The organism is Pseudomonas sp. MPB23 (assembly GCF_046605395.1).
GTDB lineage: Bacteria > Pseudomonadota > Gammaproteobacteria > Pseudomonadales > Pseudomonadaceae > Aquipseudomonas.
Window position 1 is genome coordinate 4,853,739 of sequence record NZ_CP176771.1, and the last position, 16,733, is coordinate 4,870,471.

The 16,733-nt window shown below is 62.0% G+C and carries 17 protein-coding genes; 12 read left to right on the forward strand and 5 right to left on the reverse strand.

Annotated features, from left to right (window positions below):
- Position 1 precedes the first annotated feature (1 nt).
- From nuoE to ACLH0J_RS21930, 11 genes are all read left to right on the forward strand, one after another.
- Positions 2 to 499 (forward strand): NADH-quinone oxidoreductase subunit NuoE, encoded by a 498-nt coding sequence (gene nuoE, locus ACLH0J_RS21880; RefSeq protein WP_411388995.1) that lies wholly within the window; start codon positions 2 to 4, stop codon positions 497 to 499.
- Positions 496 to 1,851, forward strand: coding sequence for an NADH-quinone oxidoreductase subunit NuoF (nuoF, locus tag ACLH0J_RS21885; protein ID WP_010566875.1), 1,356 nt, complete (start codon positions 496 to 498; stop codon positions 1,849 to 1,851). The genes nuoE and nuoF overlap by 4 nt, the downstream gene beginning before the upstream one ends.
- A gap of 135 nt (positions 1,852 to 1,986) precedes the next feature.
- The gene (gene nuoG, locus ACLH0J_RS21890) at positions 1,987 to 4,701 is read left to right on the forward strand and encodes an NADH-quinone oxidoreductase subunit NuoG (RefSeq protein ID WP_411388996.1); all 2,715 of its coding nucleotides are present in this window, start codon (positions 1,987 to 1,989) and stop codon (positions 4,699 to 4,701) included.
- Positions 4,698 to 5,705: an NADH-quinone oxidoreductase subunit NuoH gene (gene nuoH / locus ACLH0J_RS21895; protein ID WP_411388997.1), complete on the forward strand. Its 1,008-nt coding sequence runs from the start codon at positions 4,698 to 4,700 to the stop codon at positions 5,703 to 5,705. The genes nuoG and nuoH overlap by 4 nt, the downstream gene beginning before the upstream one ends.
- Positions 5,706 to 5,716: 11 nt before the next feature.
- Positions 5,717 to 6,265, forward strand: coding sequence for an NADH-quinone oxidoreductase subunit NuoI (nuoI, locus tag ACLH0J_RS21900; RefSeq protein WP_003174725.1), 549 nt, complete (start codon positions 5,717 to 5,719; stop codon positions 6,263 to 6,265).
- 9 nt (positions 6,266 to 6,274) lie between these two features.
- Positions 6,275 to 6,778 (forward strand): NADH-quinone oxidoreductase subunit J, encoded by a 504-nt coding sequence (gene nuoJ, locus ACLH0J_RS21905; protein ID WP_411388998.1) that lies wholly within the window; start codon positions 6,275 to 6,277, stop codon positions 6,776 to 6,778.
- A gap of 2 nt (positions 6,779 to 6,780) precedes the next feature.
- Complete coding sequence (gene nuoK, locus ACLH0J_RS21910) at positions 6,781 to 7,089, forward strand: NADH-quinone oxidoreductase subunit NuoK (protein WP_093421177.1); 309 nt, start codon at positions 6,781 to 6,783, stop codon at positions 7,087 to 7,089.
- Positions 7,086 to 8,939, forward strand: a complete 1,854-nt coding sequence (nuoL, locus tag ACLH0J_RS21915; protein WP_411388999.1) for an NADH-quinone oxidoreductase subunit L — start codon at positions 7,086 to 7,088, stop codon at positions 8,937 to 8,939. The genes nuoK and nuoL overlap by 4 nt, the downstream gene beginning before the upstream one ends.
- A gap of 55 nt (positions 8,940 to 8,994) precedes the next feature.
- Positions 8,995 to 10,527: an NADH-quinone oxidoreductase subunit M gene (nuoM, locus tag ACLH0J_RS21920; protein ID WP_411389000.1), complete on the forward strand. Its 1,533-nt coding sequence runs from the start codon at positions 8,995 to 8,997 to the stop codon at positions 10,525 to 10,527.
- Positions 10,528 to 10,534: 7 nt separating this feature from the next.
- Complete coding sequence (gene nuoN / locus ACLH0J_RS21925; protein ID WP_411389001.1) at positions 10,535 to 11,998, forward strand: NADH-quinone oxidoreductase subunit NuoN; 1,464 nt, start codon at positions 10,535 to 10,537, stop codon at positions 11,996 to 11,998.
- A 240-nt stretch (positions 11,999 to 12,238) separates the two neighbouring features.
- A complete protein-coding gene (locus ACLH0J_RS21930) occupies positions 12,239 to 12,475 on the forward strand; it encodes a DUF6555 family protein (protein WP_010566882.1) in 237 nt (78 codons plus the stop codon).
- Between the two features lie 31 nt (positions 12,476 to 12,506).
- On the opposite strand, the gene ACLH0J_RS21935 is transcribed toward ACLH0J_RS21930, so the two are convergent.
- On the reverse strand, positions 12,507 to 12,704 hold the full coding sequence (locus ACLH0J_RS21935) for a DUF6021 family protein (RefSeq protein WP_411389002.1): 198 nt from the start codon (positions 12,702 to 12,704) through the stop codon (positions 12,507 to 12,509).
- A 12-nt stretch (positions 12,705 to 12,716) separates the two neighbouring features.
- Positions 12,717 to 12,896: a hypothetical protein gene (locus tag ACLH0J_RS21940; protein WP_411389003.1), complete on the reverse strand. Its 180-nt coding sequence runs from the start codon at positions 12,894 to 12,896 to the stop codon at positions 12,717 to 12,719.
- 122 nt (positions 12,897 to 13,018) lie between these two features.
- Here ACLH0J_RS21940 and ACLH0J_RS21945 point away from each other — a divergent pair, with 122 nt between their 5' ends.
- The gene (locus ACLH0J_RS21945) at positions 13,019 to 13,540 is read left to right on the forward strand and encodes a DUF3087 domain-containing protein (protein ID WP_411389004.1); all 522 of its coding nucleotides are present in this window, start codon (positions 13,019 to 13,021) and stop codon (positions 13,538 to 13,540) included.
- Here the strand turns inward: ACLH0J_RS21945 and ACLH0J_RS21950 are convergent.
- From ACLH0J_RS21950 to ACLH0J_RS21960, 3 genes are all read right to left on the reverse strand, one after another.
- Positions 13,537 to 14,016, reverse strand: a complete 480-nt coding sequence (locus tag ACLH0J_RS21950) for an MEKHLA domain-containing protein (RefSeq protein WP_411389005.1) — start codon at positions 14,014 to 14,016, stop codon at positions 13,537 to 13,539. The two genes, ACLH0J_RS21945 and ACLH0J_RS21950, sit on opposite strands and share 4 nt — an antisense overlap.
- 4 nt (positions 14,017 to 14,020) lie before the next feature.
- The gene (locus tag ACLH0J_RS21955; protein WP_411389006.1) at positions 14,021 to 15,151 is read right to left on the reverse strand and encodes an MFS transporter; all 1,131 of its coding nucleotides are present in this window, start codon (positions 15,149 to 15,151) and stop codon (positions 14,021 to 14,023) included.
- A 70-nt stretch (positions 15,152 to 15,221) separates the two neighbouring features.
- The gene (locus ACLH0J_RS21960) at positions 15,222 to 16,586 is read right to left on the reverse strand and encodes an MFS transporter (RefSeq protein WP_411389007.1); all 1,365 of its coding nucleotides are present in this window, start codon (positions 16,584 to 16,586) and stop codon (positions 15,222 to 15,224) included.
- Positions 16,587 to 16,733 lie beyond the last annotated feature (147 nt).

The following is a 16,733-nucleotide window of genomic DNA, read 5'->3' on the forward strand; positions in this document are numbered from 1 at the left end:
CATGAATAACACGCTTATCCAGACAGACCGTTTCACCTTGAGTGAAACCGAGCGCTCGGCCATCGAGCACGAGCTGCATCACTACGAAGACCCGCGCGCGGCGTCGATCGAAGCCTTGAAGATTGTCCAGAAGGAACGTGGCTGGGTGCCGGATGGCGCCCTCTACGCCATCGGCGAGATCCTCGGCATCCCTGCCAGCGACGTTGAAGGTGTGGCCACGTTCTACAGCCAGATCTTCCGCCAGCCAGTAGGTCGCCACATCATTCGCGTGTGCGACAGCATGGTCTGCTACATCGGTGGCCACGAATCGGTGGTCAGCGCAATCCAGGCCAAGCTGGGCATCGGCCTCGGCCAGACTACCCCGGACGGCCGCTTTACGCTGCTGCCGGTGTGCTGCCTGGGCAACTGTGACAAGGCGCCGGCGTTGATGATCGACGACGACACATTCGGTGACGTGCAGCCTGCTGGCGTGACCCAATTGCTCGAGGGCTACCCATGACCCTGACTTCCTTCGGCCCGGCCAACCGCATCAAGCGGTCGCCCGAGACTCACCCACTGACCTGGCGCCTGCGTGATGATGCCGAGCCGGTATGGCTCGACGAGTACCAGGCCAAGAACGGCTACGCCGCTGCGCGCAAAGCCTTCGCCGACATGGCCCAGGACGACATCGTCCAGACCGTCAAAGATGCCGGCCTCAAAGGCCGCGGTGGTGCAGGCTTCCCCACTGGTGTGAAGTGGGGCCTGATGCCCAAAGACGAATCCATCAACATCCGCTACCTGTTGTGCAACGCGGATGAAATGGAGCCGAACACCTGGAAAGACCGCATGCTGATGGAGCAACTGCCCCATCTGCTGATCGAAGGCATGCTGATCAGCGCCCGCGCGCTGAAAACCTACCGTGGCTACATCTTCCTGCGTGGCGAATACACCACCGCCGCCAAGCACCTCAACCGTGCCGTGCAAGAAGCCAAGGCTGCGGGCCTGCTGGGCAAGAACATCCTTGGCTCGGGCTTCGACTTCGAACTGTTCGTGCACACCGGCGCCGGGCGTTATATCTGCGGTGAAGAAACCGCACTGATCAACTCCCTCGAAGGCCGCCGCGCCAACCCGCGCTCCAAGCCGCCCTTCCCTGCCGCCGTCGGCGTGTGGGGCAAGCCGACCTGCGTGAACAACGTCGAAACCCTGTGCAACGTGCCGGCGATCATCGCCGACGGCGTGGACTGGTACAAATCGCTGGCCCGCGAAGGCAGTGAAGACATGGGCACCAAGCTCATGGGCTTCTCCGGCAAGGTCAAGAACCCTGGCTTGTGGGAACTGCCGTTCGGCGTGACCGCACGCGAGCTGTTCGAGGACTACGCCGGCGGCATGCGCGACGGCTACACCCTCAAGGCCTGGCAGCCAGGTGGCGCCGGTACCGGCTTCCTGCTCCCCGAGCACCTCGACGCACAAATGTATGCCGGCGGTATCGGCAAGGTGGGCACCCGGATGGGTACTGGCCTGGCGATGGCGGTGGACAACACCGTGAACATGGTCTCGCTGCTGCGCAACATGGAGCAATTCTTTGCCCGTGAATCCTGTGGCTTCTGCACCCCGTGCCGCGATGGTCTGCCGTGGAGCGTCAAGCTGCTGATGGCCCTGGAAAAAGGCGAAGGCCGCGAGGGTGACATCGAGACCCTGCTGGGTCTGGTCGGTTTCCTCGGCCCAGGCAAAACGTTCTGTGCTCACGCACCGGGCGCCGTGGAGCCATTGGGCAGCGCAATCAAATATTTCCGCTCGGAGTTCGAAGCCGGCATCGCGCCTACCCGCGCCGCCGTCCCGCCTCTGGCGAAGCCGATCGTAGTCGGCGCGTAACGCTTAAACAGGCGAAAGGTCCGTGCCCTTCGCCTCGTCATGTGCTGACGCCGTCAAGGCTGTGTTGATGCACATGAATAACAAGATTCCATTAGCCACGCCCGCTGACAACGGGCCAACGAAGAACTTTGAACCATGGCCACTATCCACGTAGACGGCAAAGCGCTCGAAGTCGATGGGGCGGACAACCTGTTACAGGCATGTCTGTCACTAGGCCTCGACATTCCGTATTTCTGCTGGCACCCCGCGCTTGGTAGCGTCGGTGCCTGTCGCCAGTGTGCGGTCAAGCAGTACACCGACGAGAACGACACCCGTGGTCGTATCGTCATGTCGTGCATGACCCCAGCCACCGACAACACCTGGATTTCCATCGACGATGAAGAATCCAAGGCGTTCCGCGCCAGTGTCGTCGAATGGCTGATGACCAACCACCCCCACGACTGCCCGGTCTGTGAGGAAGGCGGTCACTGCCACCTGCAAGACATGACGGTGATGACCGGCCACAACGAGCGCCGCTATCGTTTCACCAAGCGTACCCACCAGAACCAGGAACTCGGCCCGTTCATTGCTCACGAAATGAACCGCTGCATCGCCTGCTACCGCTGCGTGCGTTTCTATAAAGACTATGCCGGCGGCACCGACCTCGGCGTCTTCGGTGCCCACGACAACGTGTACTTCGGTCGCGTTGAAGACGGCGTACTGGAAAGCGAATTCTCCGGCAACCTCACCGAGGTCTGCCCGACCGGTGTGTTCACCGACAAGACCCACTCCGAGCGCTACAACCGTAAGTGGGACATGCAGTTCGCACCGAGCATCTGCCATGGCTGCTCCAGCGGTTGCAACATCTCCCCGGGCGAGCGCTACGGCGAACTGCGTCGCATCGAAAACCGCTTCAACGGTTCGGTCAACCAGTACTTCCTGTGCGACCGTGGCCGTTTCGGCTATGGCTACGTCAACCGCGAAGACCGTCCACGCCAGCCACTGCTGGCCGGCGGCGCGAAGCTGAACACCGACGAAGCCCTGGATAAAGCCGCCGACCTGCTGCGCGGTCGCAACATCGTCGGTATCGGTTCGCCCCGCGCCAGCCTCGAAAGCAACTATGCGTTGCGCGAACTGGTGGGTGCCGAGCACTTCTACAGTGGTATCGAAGCCGGTGAGCTGGAACGCATCCGCCTGGTCCTGCAGGTGCTCAACGACAGCCCGCTGCCGGTGCCGAACATGCGCGACATCGAAGACCACGATGCGATCTTCGTGCTTGGTGAAGACCTGACCCAGACCGCCGCACGTATCGCCCTGTCGCTGCGCCAGTCGGTCAAAGGCAAGGCCGAAGCCATGGCCGAATCCATGCGCGTACAGCCTTGGCTCGACGCCGCAGTGAAAAACATCGGCCAGCACGCGCTGAACCCGCTGTTTATCGCCAGCCTGGCCGAAACCAAGCTCGACGACATCGCCGAAGAATGCGTACACGCCGCGCCGGACGACCTGGCCCGCCTCGGCTTCGCCGTGGCCCACGCCCTCGACGCCAGCGCGCCTGCCGTCGAAGGCCTGGACGCTGAAGCCGTGGCTCTTGCCCAGCGCATCGCCGACGCCCTGCTGGCGGCCAAGCGTCCACTGATCATTGCCGGTACCTCGCTGGGTTCCAAGGCACTGATCGAAGCCGCTGCCAACATCGCCAAGGCCTTGAAACTGCGCGACAAGAACGGTTCCATCAGCCTGGTCGTACCGGAAGCCAACAGCCTCGGCCTGGCCATGCTCGGTGGCGAGTCCCTGGACGCAGCCCTGCAAACCGTGATCGATGGCAAGGCCGACGCCATCGTGGTGCTGGAAAACGACCTGTACACCCGCATCGATGCCGCCAAGGTTGACGCGGCACTGAACGCCGCCAAAGTGCTGATCGTCGCCGACCACCAGAAGACCGCTACCAGCGAGCGTGCCGACCTGGTGCTGCCGGCCGCCACCTTCGCCGAAGGCGACGGTACCCTGGTCAGCCAGGAAGGCCGCGCCCAGCGCTTCTTCCAGGTGTTCGATCCGAAGTACATGGACGCCAGCATCCTGGTTCACGAAGGCTGGCGCTGGCTGCATGCCCTGCGCTCGACCCTGCTGAACCAGCCGATCGACTGGACCCTGCTCGACCACGTCACCGCCGCCGTCGCCGCGAGCGCACCGCAACTGGCGCGCATTGTCGACGCCGCGCCGTCCGCCGCGTTCCGCATCAAGGGCTTGAAACTGGCCCGTGAGCCGCTGCGTTACTCCGGTCGTACCGCCATGCGTGCCAATATCAGCGTGCACGAGCCGCGTACCCCGCAGGACGAGGACACCGCGTTCGCCTTCTCCATGGAAGGTTACTCGGGTTCGGTCGAGCCCCGTCAGCAGGTGCCGTTTGCCTGGTCGCCGGGCTGGAACTCGCCGCAGGCCTGGAACAAGTTCCAGGACGAAGTCGGTGGTCACATCCGCGCTGGCGACCCGGGCACCCGCCTGATCGAACCCCAGGGCGATGCGCTGAACTGGTTCGCCGCCGTACCGCGTCCGTTCAACCCGGCCCAGGGCACCTGGCAGGTTGTGCCGTTCTTCCACCTGTTCGGCAGCGAAGAGACCTCTTCCAAGGCCGCGCCGGTACAAGAACGCATTCCAGAAGCCTACGTGTCCGTGGCCAAGTCCGAAGCCGATCGCCTGGGTGTCAACGACGGAGCCCTGCTCAGCCTGAACGTGGCTGGCCAGACCCTGCGTCTGCCGCTGCGTATCAACGAAGAACTGGGCGCCGGCCTGGTCGCACTGCCCAAGGGCATCGCCGGTATCCCGCCGGCCATCTTTGGCAAAACCGTTGATGGTCTGCAGGAGGCAGCGCAATGACTTGGTTCACCCCTGAAGTGATCGACGTGATCATCTCGGTCGTCAAGGCCATCGTGATCCTGTTGGCCGTGGTCGTGGCGGGCGCGCTGCTCAGCTTCGTCGAACGTCGCCTGTTGGGCTGGTGGCAGGACCGTTACGGTCCGAACCGCGTCGGCCCGTTCGGTATGTTCCAGATCGCTGCCGACATGCTGAAAATGTTCTTCAAGGAAGACTGGACCCCGCCGTTTGCCGACAAGGTGATCTTCACCCTGGCACCGGTCGTGGCCATGAGCGCCTTGCTGATCGCCTTCGCAATCATCCCGGTCACTCCGACCTGGGGCGTGGCGGACCTGAACATCGGCTTGCTGTTCTTCTTCGCCATGGCCGGCCTGTCGGTCTACGCGGTGCTGTTCGCCGGTTGGTCGAGCAACAACAAGTTCGCCCTCCTGGGCAGCTTGCGGGCTTCGGCCCAGACCGTGTCCTACGAAGTGTTCATGGGCCTGGCGCTGATGGGCATCGTGGTGCAGGTCGGCTCGTTCAACATGCGCGACATCGTCGAGTACCAGGCGCAGAACCTGTGGTTCATCATTCCGCAGTTCTTCGGCTTCTGTACCTTCTTCATCGCTGGCGTGGCCGTGACTCACCGTCACCCATTCGACCAGCCGGAAGCGGAACAGGAACTGGCCGACGGTTACCACATTGAATATGCCGGCATGAAATGGGGCATGTTCTTCGTCGGTGAGTACATCGGCATCATCTTGATCTCGGCCCTGCTGGTCACGCTGTTCTTCGGCGGCTGGCACGGTCCGTTCGGCATCCTGCCGCAGCTGGCGTTCTTCTGGTTCTTCCTGAAGACCGCGTTCTTCATCATGTTGTTTATCCTGCTGCGCGCTTCCATTCCGCGTCCACGGTATGACCAGGTGATGGATTTCAGCTGGCGCTTCTGCCTGCCGCTGACCCTGATCAATTTGCTGGTGACTGCTGCCGTTGTGTTGTTGAACACGCCAGCGGGCGCGGTTCAGTGAGGATTTGACCCATGTTCAAATATATTGGCGACATCGTTAAGGGTACCGGTACCCAGTTGCGAAGCCTGGTGATGGTGTTCGGTCACGGCTTCCGCAAACGCGACACCCTGCAATACCCGGAAGAAGCGGTGTACCTGCCGCCGCGCTATCGCGGTCGCATCGTGCTGACCCGCGACCCCGATGGCGAAGAGCGTTGTGTAGCCTGCAACCTGTGCGCCGTGGCGTGCCCGGTAGGCTGCATCTCCCTGCAGAAAGCTGAAACCGAAGACGGTCGCTGGTACCCGGACTTCTTCCGCATCAACTTCTCGCGCTGCATTTTCTGCGGCCTCTGCGAGGAAGCTTGCCCGACCACCGCGATCCAGCTGACGCCGGATTTCGAGATGGCCGAGTTCAAACGTCAGGACCTGGTGTACGAGAAAGAAGATCTGCTGATCTCTGGTCCCGGTAAAAACCCTGATTACAACTTCTATCGTGTTGCAGGTATGGCCGTTGCCGGTAAGCCGAAAGGCGCCGCACAAAACGAAGCCGAGCCGATCAACGTGAAGAGCTTGCTGCCTTAAGGAAGAAAGATGGAATTCGCTTTCTATTTCGCATCGGGTATCGCCGTAGTGTCCACGCTTCGTGTGGTCACCAACACCAACCCCGTGCACGCCCTGCTCTACCTGATCATTTCGCTGATCTCCGTGGCCATGACCTTTTTCAGCCTCGGCGCACCGTTCGCCGGTGTACTGGAAGTAATTGCCTACGCTGGCGCCATCATGGTGCTGTTCGTGTTTGTGGTGATGATGCTCAACCTCGGGCCGGCTTCGGTCGCCCAGGAACGCGTCTGGCTCAAGCCCGGCATCTGGCTCGGCCCGGTGATCCTGGCAGCGCTGCTGCTGGCTGAACTGCTGTATGTGCTGTTCGCTCATCAGAGCGGCCAGGCCATCGGCCACACCACCGTCGACGCGAAGGCCGTGGGCATCAGCCTGTTCGGCCCGTACCTGTTGGTGGTCGAACTGGCTTCGATGCTGCTGCTCGCTGCGGCCATCACCGCCTTCCACTTGGGCCGTAACGAAGCCAAGGAGCAATGACGATGCCTGCTATCCCCTTGGAGCATGGTCTGGCGGTTGCCGGCATCCTGTTCTGCCTTGGCCTGGTCGGCCTGATGGTTCGCCGTAACATTTTGTTCGTGTTGATGAGCCTGGAAGTCATGATGAACGCTGCGGCACTGGCGTTCATCGTAGCGGGTGCACGTTGGGGCCAGCCGGATGGACAAGTGATGTTCATCCTGGTGATCAGCCTGGCAGCCGCCGAGGCCAGTATCGGCCTGGCGATCCTGCTGCAGCTGTACCGTCGCTTCCACACGCTTGATATCGACGCTGCCAGTGAGATGCGCGGATGAACATGATCTTTCTGACTTTCGTATTTCCCCTGATCGGTTTCCTGCTGCTGTCGTTCTCTCGCGGGCGCTGGTCGGAAAACCTCTCGGCCCTGATCGGTGTGGGTTCCATTGGCCTGTCGGCGATCATCGCTGCCTACGTCATCTGGCAATTCAACGTCGCGCCACCGGAAGGCGGCCACTACACCCTGGTGTTGTGGCAGTGGATGTCGGTGGAGGGCTTCAAGCCCAACTTCGCCCTCTATATCGACGGCCTGTCGATCACCATGCTTGGCGTGGTGGTAGGCGTGGGCTTCCTGATCCACCTGTTCGCGTCCTGGTACATGCGCGGTGAAGCCGGTTACTCACGCTTCTTCGCGTACACCAACCTGTTTATCGCCAGCATGCTGTTCCTGGTGCTGGGCGATAACCTGTTGTTCCTGTACTTCGGCTGGGAAGGCGTGGGCCTGTGCTCGTACCTGTTGATCGGTTTCTACTACAGCAACCGCAACAACGGTAACGCCGCACTCAAGGCCTTTATCGTCACCCGGATCGGCGACGTGTTCATGGCCATCGGCCTGTTCATCCTGTTCCAACAGGTGGGCACGCTGAACATCCAGGAACTGCTGGTGCTGGCACCGCAGAAATTCCAGGTCGGCGACTTCTGGATTACCCTGGCGACCCTGATGCTGCTGGGTGGCGCCGTGGGTAAATCCGCGCAACTGCCGCTGCAAACCTGGCTGGCGGATGCGATGGCCGGCCCGACGCCTGTTTCGGCACTGATCCACGCTGCAACGATGGTGACCGCTGGTGTCTACCTGATCGCCCGTACCCACGGCCTGTTCACCCTGGCGCCGGACATCCTGCACCTGGTGGGCGTGGTCGGCGGCGTGACCCTGGTACTGGCCGGCTTCGCCGCGCTGGTGCAGACCGACATCAAGCGTATCCTCGCCTACTCGACCATGAGCCAGATCGGCTACATGTTCCTGGCCCTGGGCGTCGGCGCCTGGGACGCGGCGATCTTCCACCTGATGACCCACGCCTTCTTCAAGGCCCTGTTGTTCCTCGCTTCCGGTGCGGTAATCGTTGCCTGCCACCACGAGCAGAACATCTTCAAGATGGGCGGTCTGTGGAAGAAACTGCCACTGGCCTACGCCAGCTTCATCGTCGGTGGTGCCGCACTCGCTGCCCTGCCACTGGTGACCGCCGGTTTCTACTCGAAAGACGAAATCCTCTGGGAAGCCTTTGCCAGCGGTAACCACGCTCTGCTGTATGCAGGTCTGGTCGGTGCATTCATGACCTCGCTGTACACCTTCCGCCTGATCTTCATCACCTTCCACGGTGAAGCCAAGACCGAAGCGCACGCAGGCCATGGCATCTCCCACTGGCTGCCACTGTCGGTGCTGATCATCCTGTCGACCTTCATCGGCGCCTTGATCACCCCGCCACTGGCCGGCGTACTGCCTGAAAGCGTCGGCCATGCCGGCGGCGACGCCCAGCACAGCCTGGAAATCGCCTCGGGCGCCATTGCCATCGCCGGTATCCTGCTGGCAGCCCTGCTGTTCCTCGGCAAGCGTCGCTTCGTCACTGCCGTCGCCAACAGTGGCATCGGTCGCTTCCTTTCGGCCTGGTGGTTCGCTGCCTGGGGCTTCGACTGGATCTACGACAAACTGTTCGTCAAGCCTTACCTTGCGATCAGCCACGTACTGCGCAAAGACCCGCTCGACCAGACCATCGGTTTGATCCCGCGTGCCGCCAAGGCTAGCCACATTGCCCTGAGCCGCAGCGAGACTGGCCAATTACGTTGGTATGCAGCTTCCATGGCGGCCGGTGCCGTCCTGGTGATCGGCGCCATCGTTGTGGTAGCGGTCTGACCATGTCTAAGTACATTGCGAACTTTGCGAACTTGCGAAAGGAAACGAGCCCGTCATGATTCTGCCCTGGCTAATCCTGATCCCCTTTATCGGCGGCCTGCTCTGCTGGATGGGTGAACGCTTCGGCGCCACCCTCCCCCGCTGGATTGCGTTGCTGACCATGTCCCTGGAACTCGCGCTCGGCCTCTGGCTGTGGGCCCATGGCGACTATTCATTTGCTCCGGCCCCCGGTGTCGATCCCACCTTCGCGCTTGAATTCAAGCACGTGTGGATCCAGCGCTTCGGCATCAACGTACACCTGGCCCTCGACGGCCTGTCGTTGCTGATGATCCTGCTGACCGGCCTGCTGGGTGTCCTCTCGGTACTCTGCTCCTGGAAAGAGATTCAGCGTCACGTGGGCTTCTTCCACCTGAACCTGATGTGGATCCTGGGCGGTGTGGTCGGCGTGTTCCTCGCCCTCGACCTGTTCATGTTCTTCTTCTTCTGGGAAATGATGCTGGTGCCGATGTACTTCCTCATCGCGCTCTGGGGTCACAGTTCTTCGGACGGCAAGAAAACCCGGATCTACGCGGCGACCAAGTTCTTCATCTTCACCCAGGCTTCCGGCCTGATCATGTTGGTGGCGATCCTGGGTCTGGTACTGGTCAACTTCAACAGCACGGGCGTGATTACCTTCAACTACGCCGACCTGTTGAAAACCAAGATGTCCCTGACCACCGAGTACATCCTGATGCTGGGCTTCTTCATCGCTTTCGCGGTGAAGCTGCCGGTGGTGCCGTTCCACTCCTGGCTGCCGGATGCTCACGCCCAGGCGCCGACCGCCGGTTCCGTGGACCTGGCCGGTATCCTGCTGAAGACCGCGGCCTACGGCCTGCTGCGTTTCGCCCTGCCGCTGTTCCCGAATGCCTCGGCCGAGTTCGCGCCGATCGCCATGACCCTGGGTCTGATCGGGATCTTCTACGGTGCGTTCCTGGCCTTCGCCCAAACCGACATCAAGCGTCTGGTTGCCTTCTCGTCCGTTTCCCACATGGGTTTCGTACTGATCGGCATCTACTCCGGCAGCCAGGTGGCATTGCAAGGCGCCGTGATCCAGATGTTGGCCCACGGTGTCTCGGCCGCCGCGCTGTTTATCCTCAGTGGTCAGCTGTACGAGCGCCTGCACACCCGTGACATGCGTGAAATGGGTGGCGTGTGGTCGCGCATCGCCTACCTGCCGGCGATCAGTCTGTTCTTTGCTGCCGCGTCCCTGGGCTTGCCGGGTACCGGTAACTTCATCGGCGAGTTCCTGATCCTGATGGGCACCTTCGTGCAGACACCGTGGATCAGCGCCATCGCCACGTCCGGCCTGGTATTCGGTTCGGTCTACTCGCTGATCATGATCCACCGTGCGTACTTCGGTCCGGCCAAGTCGGACACCGTCCTGCGTGGAATGGATGCTCGCGAACTGATCATGGTGCTCGGTATGGCGGTCCTGCTGATCTACATCGGCGTGTACCCACAACCGTTCCTGGACACTTCTGCCGCAACGATGCATGGCGTACAGCAGTGGTTCGGCATCGCCTTCTCTCAACTCGCTTCGGCCCGGTAAGAGCGCTATGGAATTCACGATCCAACACTTTATCGCGCTTGCGCCGCTGCTGATCACCAGCCTCACCATTGTGGTGGTGATGCTGGCGATCGCCTGCCGCCGCAATCATGCGCAAACCTTCCTGCTGTCCTGTGCGGGTTTGAACCTGGCCTTGTTGTCGATCATCCCGGCACTCAAGGTCGCCCCCCTGGCGGTGACCCCGCTGATGATGATCGATGACTTCGCGCTGCTGTATATCGCGTTGATCCTCGTCGCCACCCTGGCCTGCGTCACCCTCGCCCACGCCTACCTCGGCGAAGGCGGCACTGGCTACCCGGGCAACCGCGAAGAGCTGTACCTGCTGATCCTGCTGGCTGCGGCCGGCGGCATCGTGCTGGTCAGCGCGCAGCACCTGGCCGGCTTGTTCATCGGCCTGGAACTGCTGTCGATCCCGACCTACGGCCTGGTGGCCTATGCCTTCTTCAACAAGCGCTCCCTGGAAGCCGGCATCAAGTATATGGTGCTGTCGGCCGCCGGTTCCGCGTTCCTGTTGTTCGGTATGGCCCTGCTCTACGCCGAAGCCGGCAGCCTGAGCTTCACCGGTATCGGCCACGCTCTGGCGACCACCAGCATGCCTGCGCCGATCGCCCAACTGGGCCTGGCGATGATGCTGATCGGCCTGGCGTTCAAGCTGTCCCTGGTGCCATTCCACCTGTGGACCCCCGACGTGTACGAAGGCGCCCCGGCGCCGGTGGCCGCGTTCCTGGCCACGGCAACGAAAGTGGCGGTGTTTGCGGTGGTGGTGCGTCTGTTCCAGATCTCGCCGGCGGCCAACACCGGCGTGCTGAGCAACGTGCTGACCGTGATCGCCATTGCCTCGATCCTGTTCGGTAACCTGCTGGCCCTGACCCAGAACAACCTCAAGCGTCTGCTGGGTTACTCGTCCATCGCCCACTTCGGCTACCTGCTGATCGCCCTGGTGGCGAGCAAAGGCCTGGCTTTGGAAGCGATCGGCGTGTACCTGGTCACCTACGTGATCACCAGCCTCGGCGCGTTCGGGGTGATCACCCTGATGTCCTCGCCATACAAAGGTCGTGATGCCGACGCCCTGTACGAGTACCGCGGCCTGTTCTGGCGTCGTCCGTACCTGACCGCCGTGCTGACCCTGATGATGCTGTCCCTGGCCGGTATCCCTCTGACTGCGGGCTTCATCGGCAAGTTCTACATCATCGCGACCGGTGTCGAAGCGCACCAATGGTGGCTGGTTGCCTCGCTGATCCTGGGTAGCGCCATCGGCGTGTTCTACTACCTGCGCGTGATGGTCACCCTGTACCTGATCGAGCCCAACCTGCGCCGTGTGGACGCCGAACTGCACTGGGAACAGAAAGCCGGCGGCGTGATGCTGCTGGCCATCGCCGTGCTCGCCTTCTTCCTCGGCGTGTACCCACAACCGTTGCTCACCCTGGTGCAGCACGCGGTGCTGGGCGTTTGATCGCTTAGCGGGATGCGGTAAACAGAACGGCGCCTTCGGGCGCCGTTTTTGCGTTCTGGAGGACAAGCCCGCTCACCACGGTTTTTTCCGAACGGGTCGATAGCTTTGATGCACTGGCTCTACCCATGGCAATTAAGGTGCGTGGAGAAGTGCCTATGTCACTCAACCCTGCAGATTGTCATTTTGAATGAACCTTTTCGAACGCATCCCTATCCATCTATAACAAGACAGGGAGGCAACATGAGTACCGCAAAAATCTACACCATCCACTACCATTTGCACGGCCAGCCGAAGTCCTTTGTGGTGCGTGCCGAAGTGATGAATAACGCCGAGGCCTGGCATTGGGCGGCCGTTGATGCCGACATTGCCCACGTGAGTCGAATAGGCCGAGTGGGCCATGAACAAGTGAAGAAGACCACACGCCCCTGGGCCGAGAAGTACGGGATTACCGACGTCAAATGGACACCCCCCAGATAAACAGAAGCCCCGCTCGATGGCGGGGCTCGGTTTACTTTTTCAAGTCGCCCAACGGATCGTAGGGCGGCTTTTTTTTCGCCGGGTCTTTCTGCTCGTCCAGCGGCGCGATAGCGGCACCGATGGGATCGACCTGCGGGTCGGAAACGTCCGGCGAGTCAGGATCGAAATCCAACTCATCCGGATTGCTGGCCTGTTCGTTGGAACGAGGGCCATCTGGGCGCTTGTTCATCACGGTCTCCTGTTAAAGCGGGCGAGCGCTGTCGTGGAGGTTTTCGAGATCCTGCTCGACCCGCGCTGCGTCATCGTTCTCGTCACGCTCTTTGGGGTCATTGGGGCGCAATGCATCGTTGTCGCGCTCTTCTTCACCGGGCGTGCGATCGGGGTCGGGGGTGCCGGGTGGGGGCTGTTTGTATTCGGGCATGATGGTTCACCTCGCGGGAGTGGGTGGCCTGCACAGGGTTAGAGAAAGGCGCCGTTACCATCGTTCAACTTGATTGCCCAAAGCATGCGAAGATGCCGGTCCTTTATGGAGATATAACCCGGATGTTCGAGCTCAAACCCTGCGACCCCGTCACCTACCGTAAACAAACCCGCCGCAGCACGCTGATCGTGGCCGTGTTGTTCATTGCCTTGGCGATGCTGCTGTCGAGCCTGGCGGTGATGCTGTTCGGCGAAGCCGGCGGCGATAACTTTCGCTTCAACGTCGGCGGCGTCTTCGCCGGGGTGCTGATCACCCTCGCCCTGGTGCGTGGCCCGTTCTGGACCCAGCCATGGCTGGCACCGGCGGTGTATGGCTGGCAGCTCAAGCGCAACCTGATGCGCGTGACCAATGTGATGCACACCGTCACCGAACGGGTGCAGGCCAACGACCCGACGGCGATCAAAGTGCTGCGCTTCTATCACCTGGGGCTGACGCAGATGCATGCGCTGGATGCCAACTCCAGTGCCCAGGCGCAATTGGTCGGGGAAATCGAAGCCCATCAGGCGAAGATGCATGCGCTGGGGATCGACACCGAGCAAACCCGCCTCGACCCCGCCTGGCTGGAACAATTGAAGGCTGCTTAAGCCAACACGCCGATGCGCTGTTCGTCCGGCCAGAACAGCGCCGCCTGGCCGACGGGTTGACCGGCCTGATCCAGCAAGGTCCACACTACGCCGGCGTGGATCATGAAAGGCTGGTCATGCGCATCCACCCGCCAGCCGCTGTAGCCCTCAGCGATACCGTTGGCAGTGACCTGCTCCAGCAACACCTGGCGTGCAGCGCGGTCGAGTTCCGAGGCGCTGAAACGCGAAGGCATGCCGATGAAGGTCTCGCGCGGGTATTTGAAGCACTTCAGCGCGCATTCATTGACGTAGGTAAAACGCGGGTCCGCCGCGCCGTCGTGGGCCAGCAGGCTGTAGGGCGCGTGACGATGCAGCCAGGCCAGACGTTGTTGCGGGTCCAGGTGCGCGGGTGCCGGCAGCCCCTGGCCGGTCCAGTGTCGGTAGGCATCATCCAGCGTTTGTACGAAAGACTCTTGAAGACACACAGACAACCTCATCTCATCAGTGGGAAATTTTTGCTCGCCAGCAGAATATCGCGCTCACCGCAATCGCCGTACCCGCCAGGCCGAACACCAGCGGTGCCGAGGCAATCGGCAGCAACAGGCCGGCCAGCAATGGCCCCAGGCCGGCGCCGATGTCGCGCCATACGGCATTCGAGGCCAGCGCCGACACCCGCATCACCCCAGGGTTGCGTTCGGCCACCAGGGTGGTCACCAGCGGCAGTTGCAACGCGCGCAGCACCAGCACCGCCGCCGCGCCGACGATCACCCAGTAGCTGCCAAATGCGGTCAGCGCCAATGCACTCAGGAACGAAAACAACAACAGCATCGAGGTGGCACCAAACCGCTGGGCCGCATGACCGCCCAACGGGCTCAGGAGCATTTCCGAGACATAACGCAGCGCCATCAAAGCCCCGGCGATAAGCACCGCATCGCCGCCAAGCAGTTTCTGCGCCTGGATCGACAGGCCAAAAATAAACAGCCCATCCAGCGCCACACCTTCGATAAACGACCACATCGCCACGCTGTCGGGCCACTTGAAGCGGCGCCCCGGTGTGCTGTGCAGATCATGTCCGGCGCTGGGCAGCCCGCGTGCCATCCAGAGTCCCACCAGACAGCAGCCGGCGAGAATCAGAAAGATCGGACGCGGCCCCGCCCATAACGTCAGCCACCCACCCAGCGGCAATGTCAGCATCGGCCCCAGGGCGATCAACGCGCGTGAACGCCCTGCCCGGCGCGCGGCGCCTGTCGGTTCCGAGGTGGCCAACACCTGGGTCGACAGGTTCAACGCGGCAAAACACAGGCCCCACACCAGCCGCAGTCCCAGCAGTGCCGCGAAGCCCGACAACATCGAGTTGCCCAGGGCACATAACGTCGCGGCGCCGGCGGCGATCATGCAGGTCAGACGGTCGCCATTGCGCGCATAGAAATTCAACACATGGCGATAACCGAAAATCCGCACCAGACGGTTGGCCGCCAGCAGCACTCCCGCCTGGGCCAGCGTGATACCAAAGGCCTGGGATTCCATGGGCAGCAGCAGGTAGAGCAACACATCACTGGGCAGGCATAAAGCAAGGGTCAGCGCGGCGCGGCGGGAAGTGACATCAGCAGTGCGGAGGGCCAGGCTGGACATAAATCTGAAACATCCCGAAATATTCAGGTCGTCACGGTAGCCTTCGCGACCGCTGCTTTACAACGCCCAATCACGCCTTTTTCCCATAGGGCAATAAACGCAGGCCACTGGCCACAGCGCCGACCAGCGCAAACATGCAACCCAGCCAGAGCGCATAGTGCGGGCCACTGCCCGGCGATAGGTGGAAACACAGGGCCACCAATGACGCGCCCAGCGTCTGCCCCAACAACCGCGAAATCGCCACGATACCGCTGGCCCCACCGCTGCGGGCCAACGGCGCACTGGTCATCAAGGCCTTGAGGTTGGGCGACTGGAAGAAACCAAAACCGGCGCCACACAGCGCCATGCGCCAGCCGATATCGAACGCCGATGCGCCAGTGCCCAGGTTCGCCAAGGCGGCCATGCCCACGCCCAGCATCAACAGGCCGAGCCCGCACAACACACCGAGGGACACACGGTCCGCCAAGCGCCCCGCCACCAGCGCCATCACCGCCACGACGGCAGGCCATGGCGTCATCAGAAAACCGGTTTCCACCTGGCTATGGCCAAGCACCGCCTGCAACAGAAACGGCAGCGACACAAAGGCCAGGCCCTGGGCGCTGAAGGCGCAGATCGCAGTGAGGGAAGACAAGGCAAACACCGGCCGCTTGAACAGGTCCAGGGCCAGCATCGGCGCGGGGTGACCGGCCTGGCGGCGCAGCAACAAGGCGCCGCACACCAGCGCCAGCGCAATCAAGCCCAGGGTCAGCGCGCCCTGAACGCCATGCACTGCCGTGCCCAACCCCAACACCAGCAGGGCAAACAACCCGGCACACAACACGGCCGCCAGACGGTCGAAGGCATGCCCGGCCATCGGCAAGGCCGGCAATGAACGCAAGCCCAGCGCCAGGGCCAGCAACCCCAGCGGCACGTTGATCAGGTACAGCCAATGCCAGGTCGCCACCGACAGAATCGCCGACGCCGCCGTCGGCCCCAGGGTAAATGCCAAGCCCACCACCAGCGAGTTATAGCCCAGGCCACGCCCAAGCATTTTTGACGGGTAGATATGCCGCAGCAACGCAGTATTGACGCTCATGATCGCCGCCGCCCCCAGCCCCTGCACCACCCGCGCGACGGTCAGGGTGACCAGCGAACCGGCCAGCCCGCAGAACAACGACGACAGGATAAACAGCAGCAACCCGCCGAGGTACACCCGTCGATGCCCCAGCACATCACTGAGCGAGGCAAACGGCAGCACCGTGGCAATAATCGCCAGTTGGTAGGCGTTGACCACCCAGATCACCGAGGCGGAATCGGTACCGATCCCTTCCGCCAGCGTGGGCAACGCGGTGTTGACGATGGCCGTGTCCAGGGTTGCCATGCCGATTCCCAGGGAAATCGCGATGACGGCCGGCAGGCGTTTATTGAGGGGCAACCCATCGACAACAGAAGACATGAACGGTCCGTGCAGGTAACAGAGGCGTCTAGATTACGGGCAGCCGGGGATTTTTTCAGTGCGCGATTGCTTGTCTGTCAGAATTTTCATGCGCGAGCCCCAAGAAAACACCCATGCCAAAAGATACTTCACCCTACGGAACAGCTG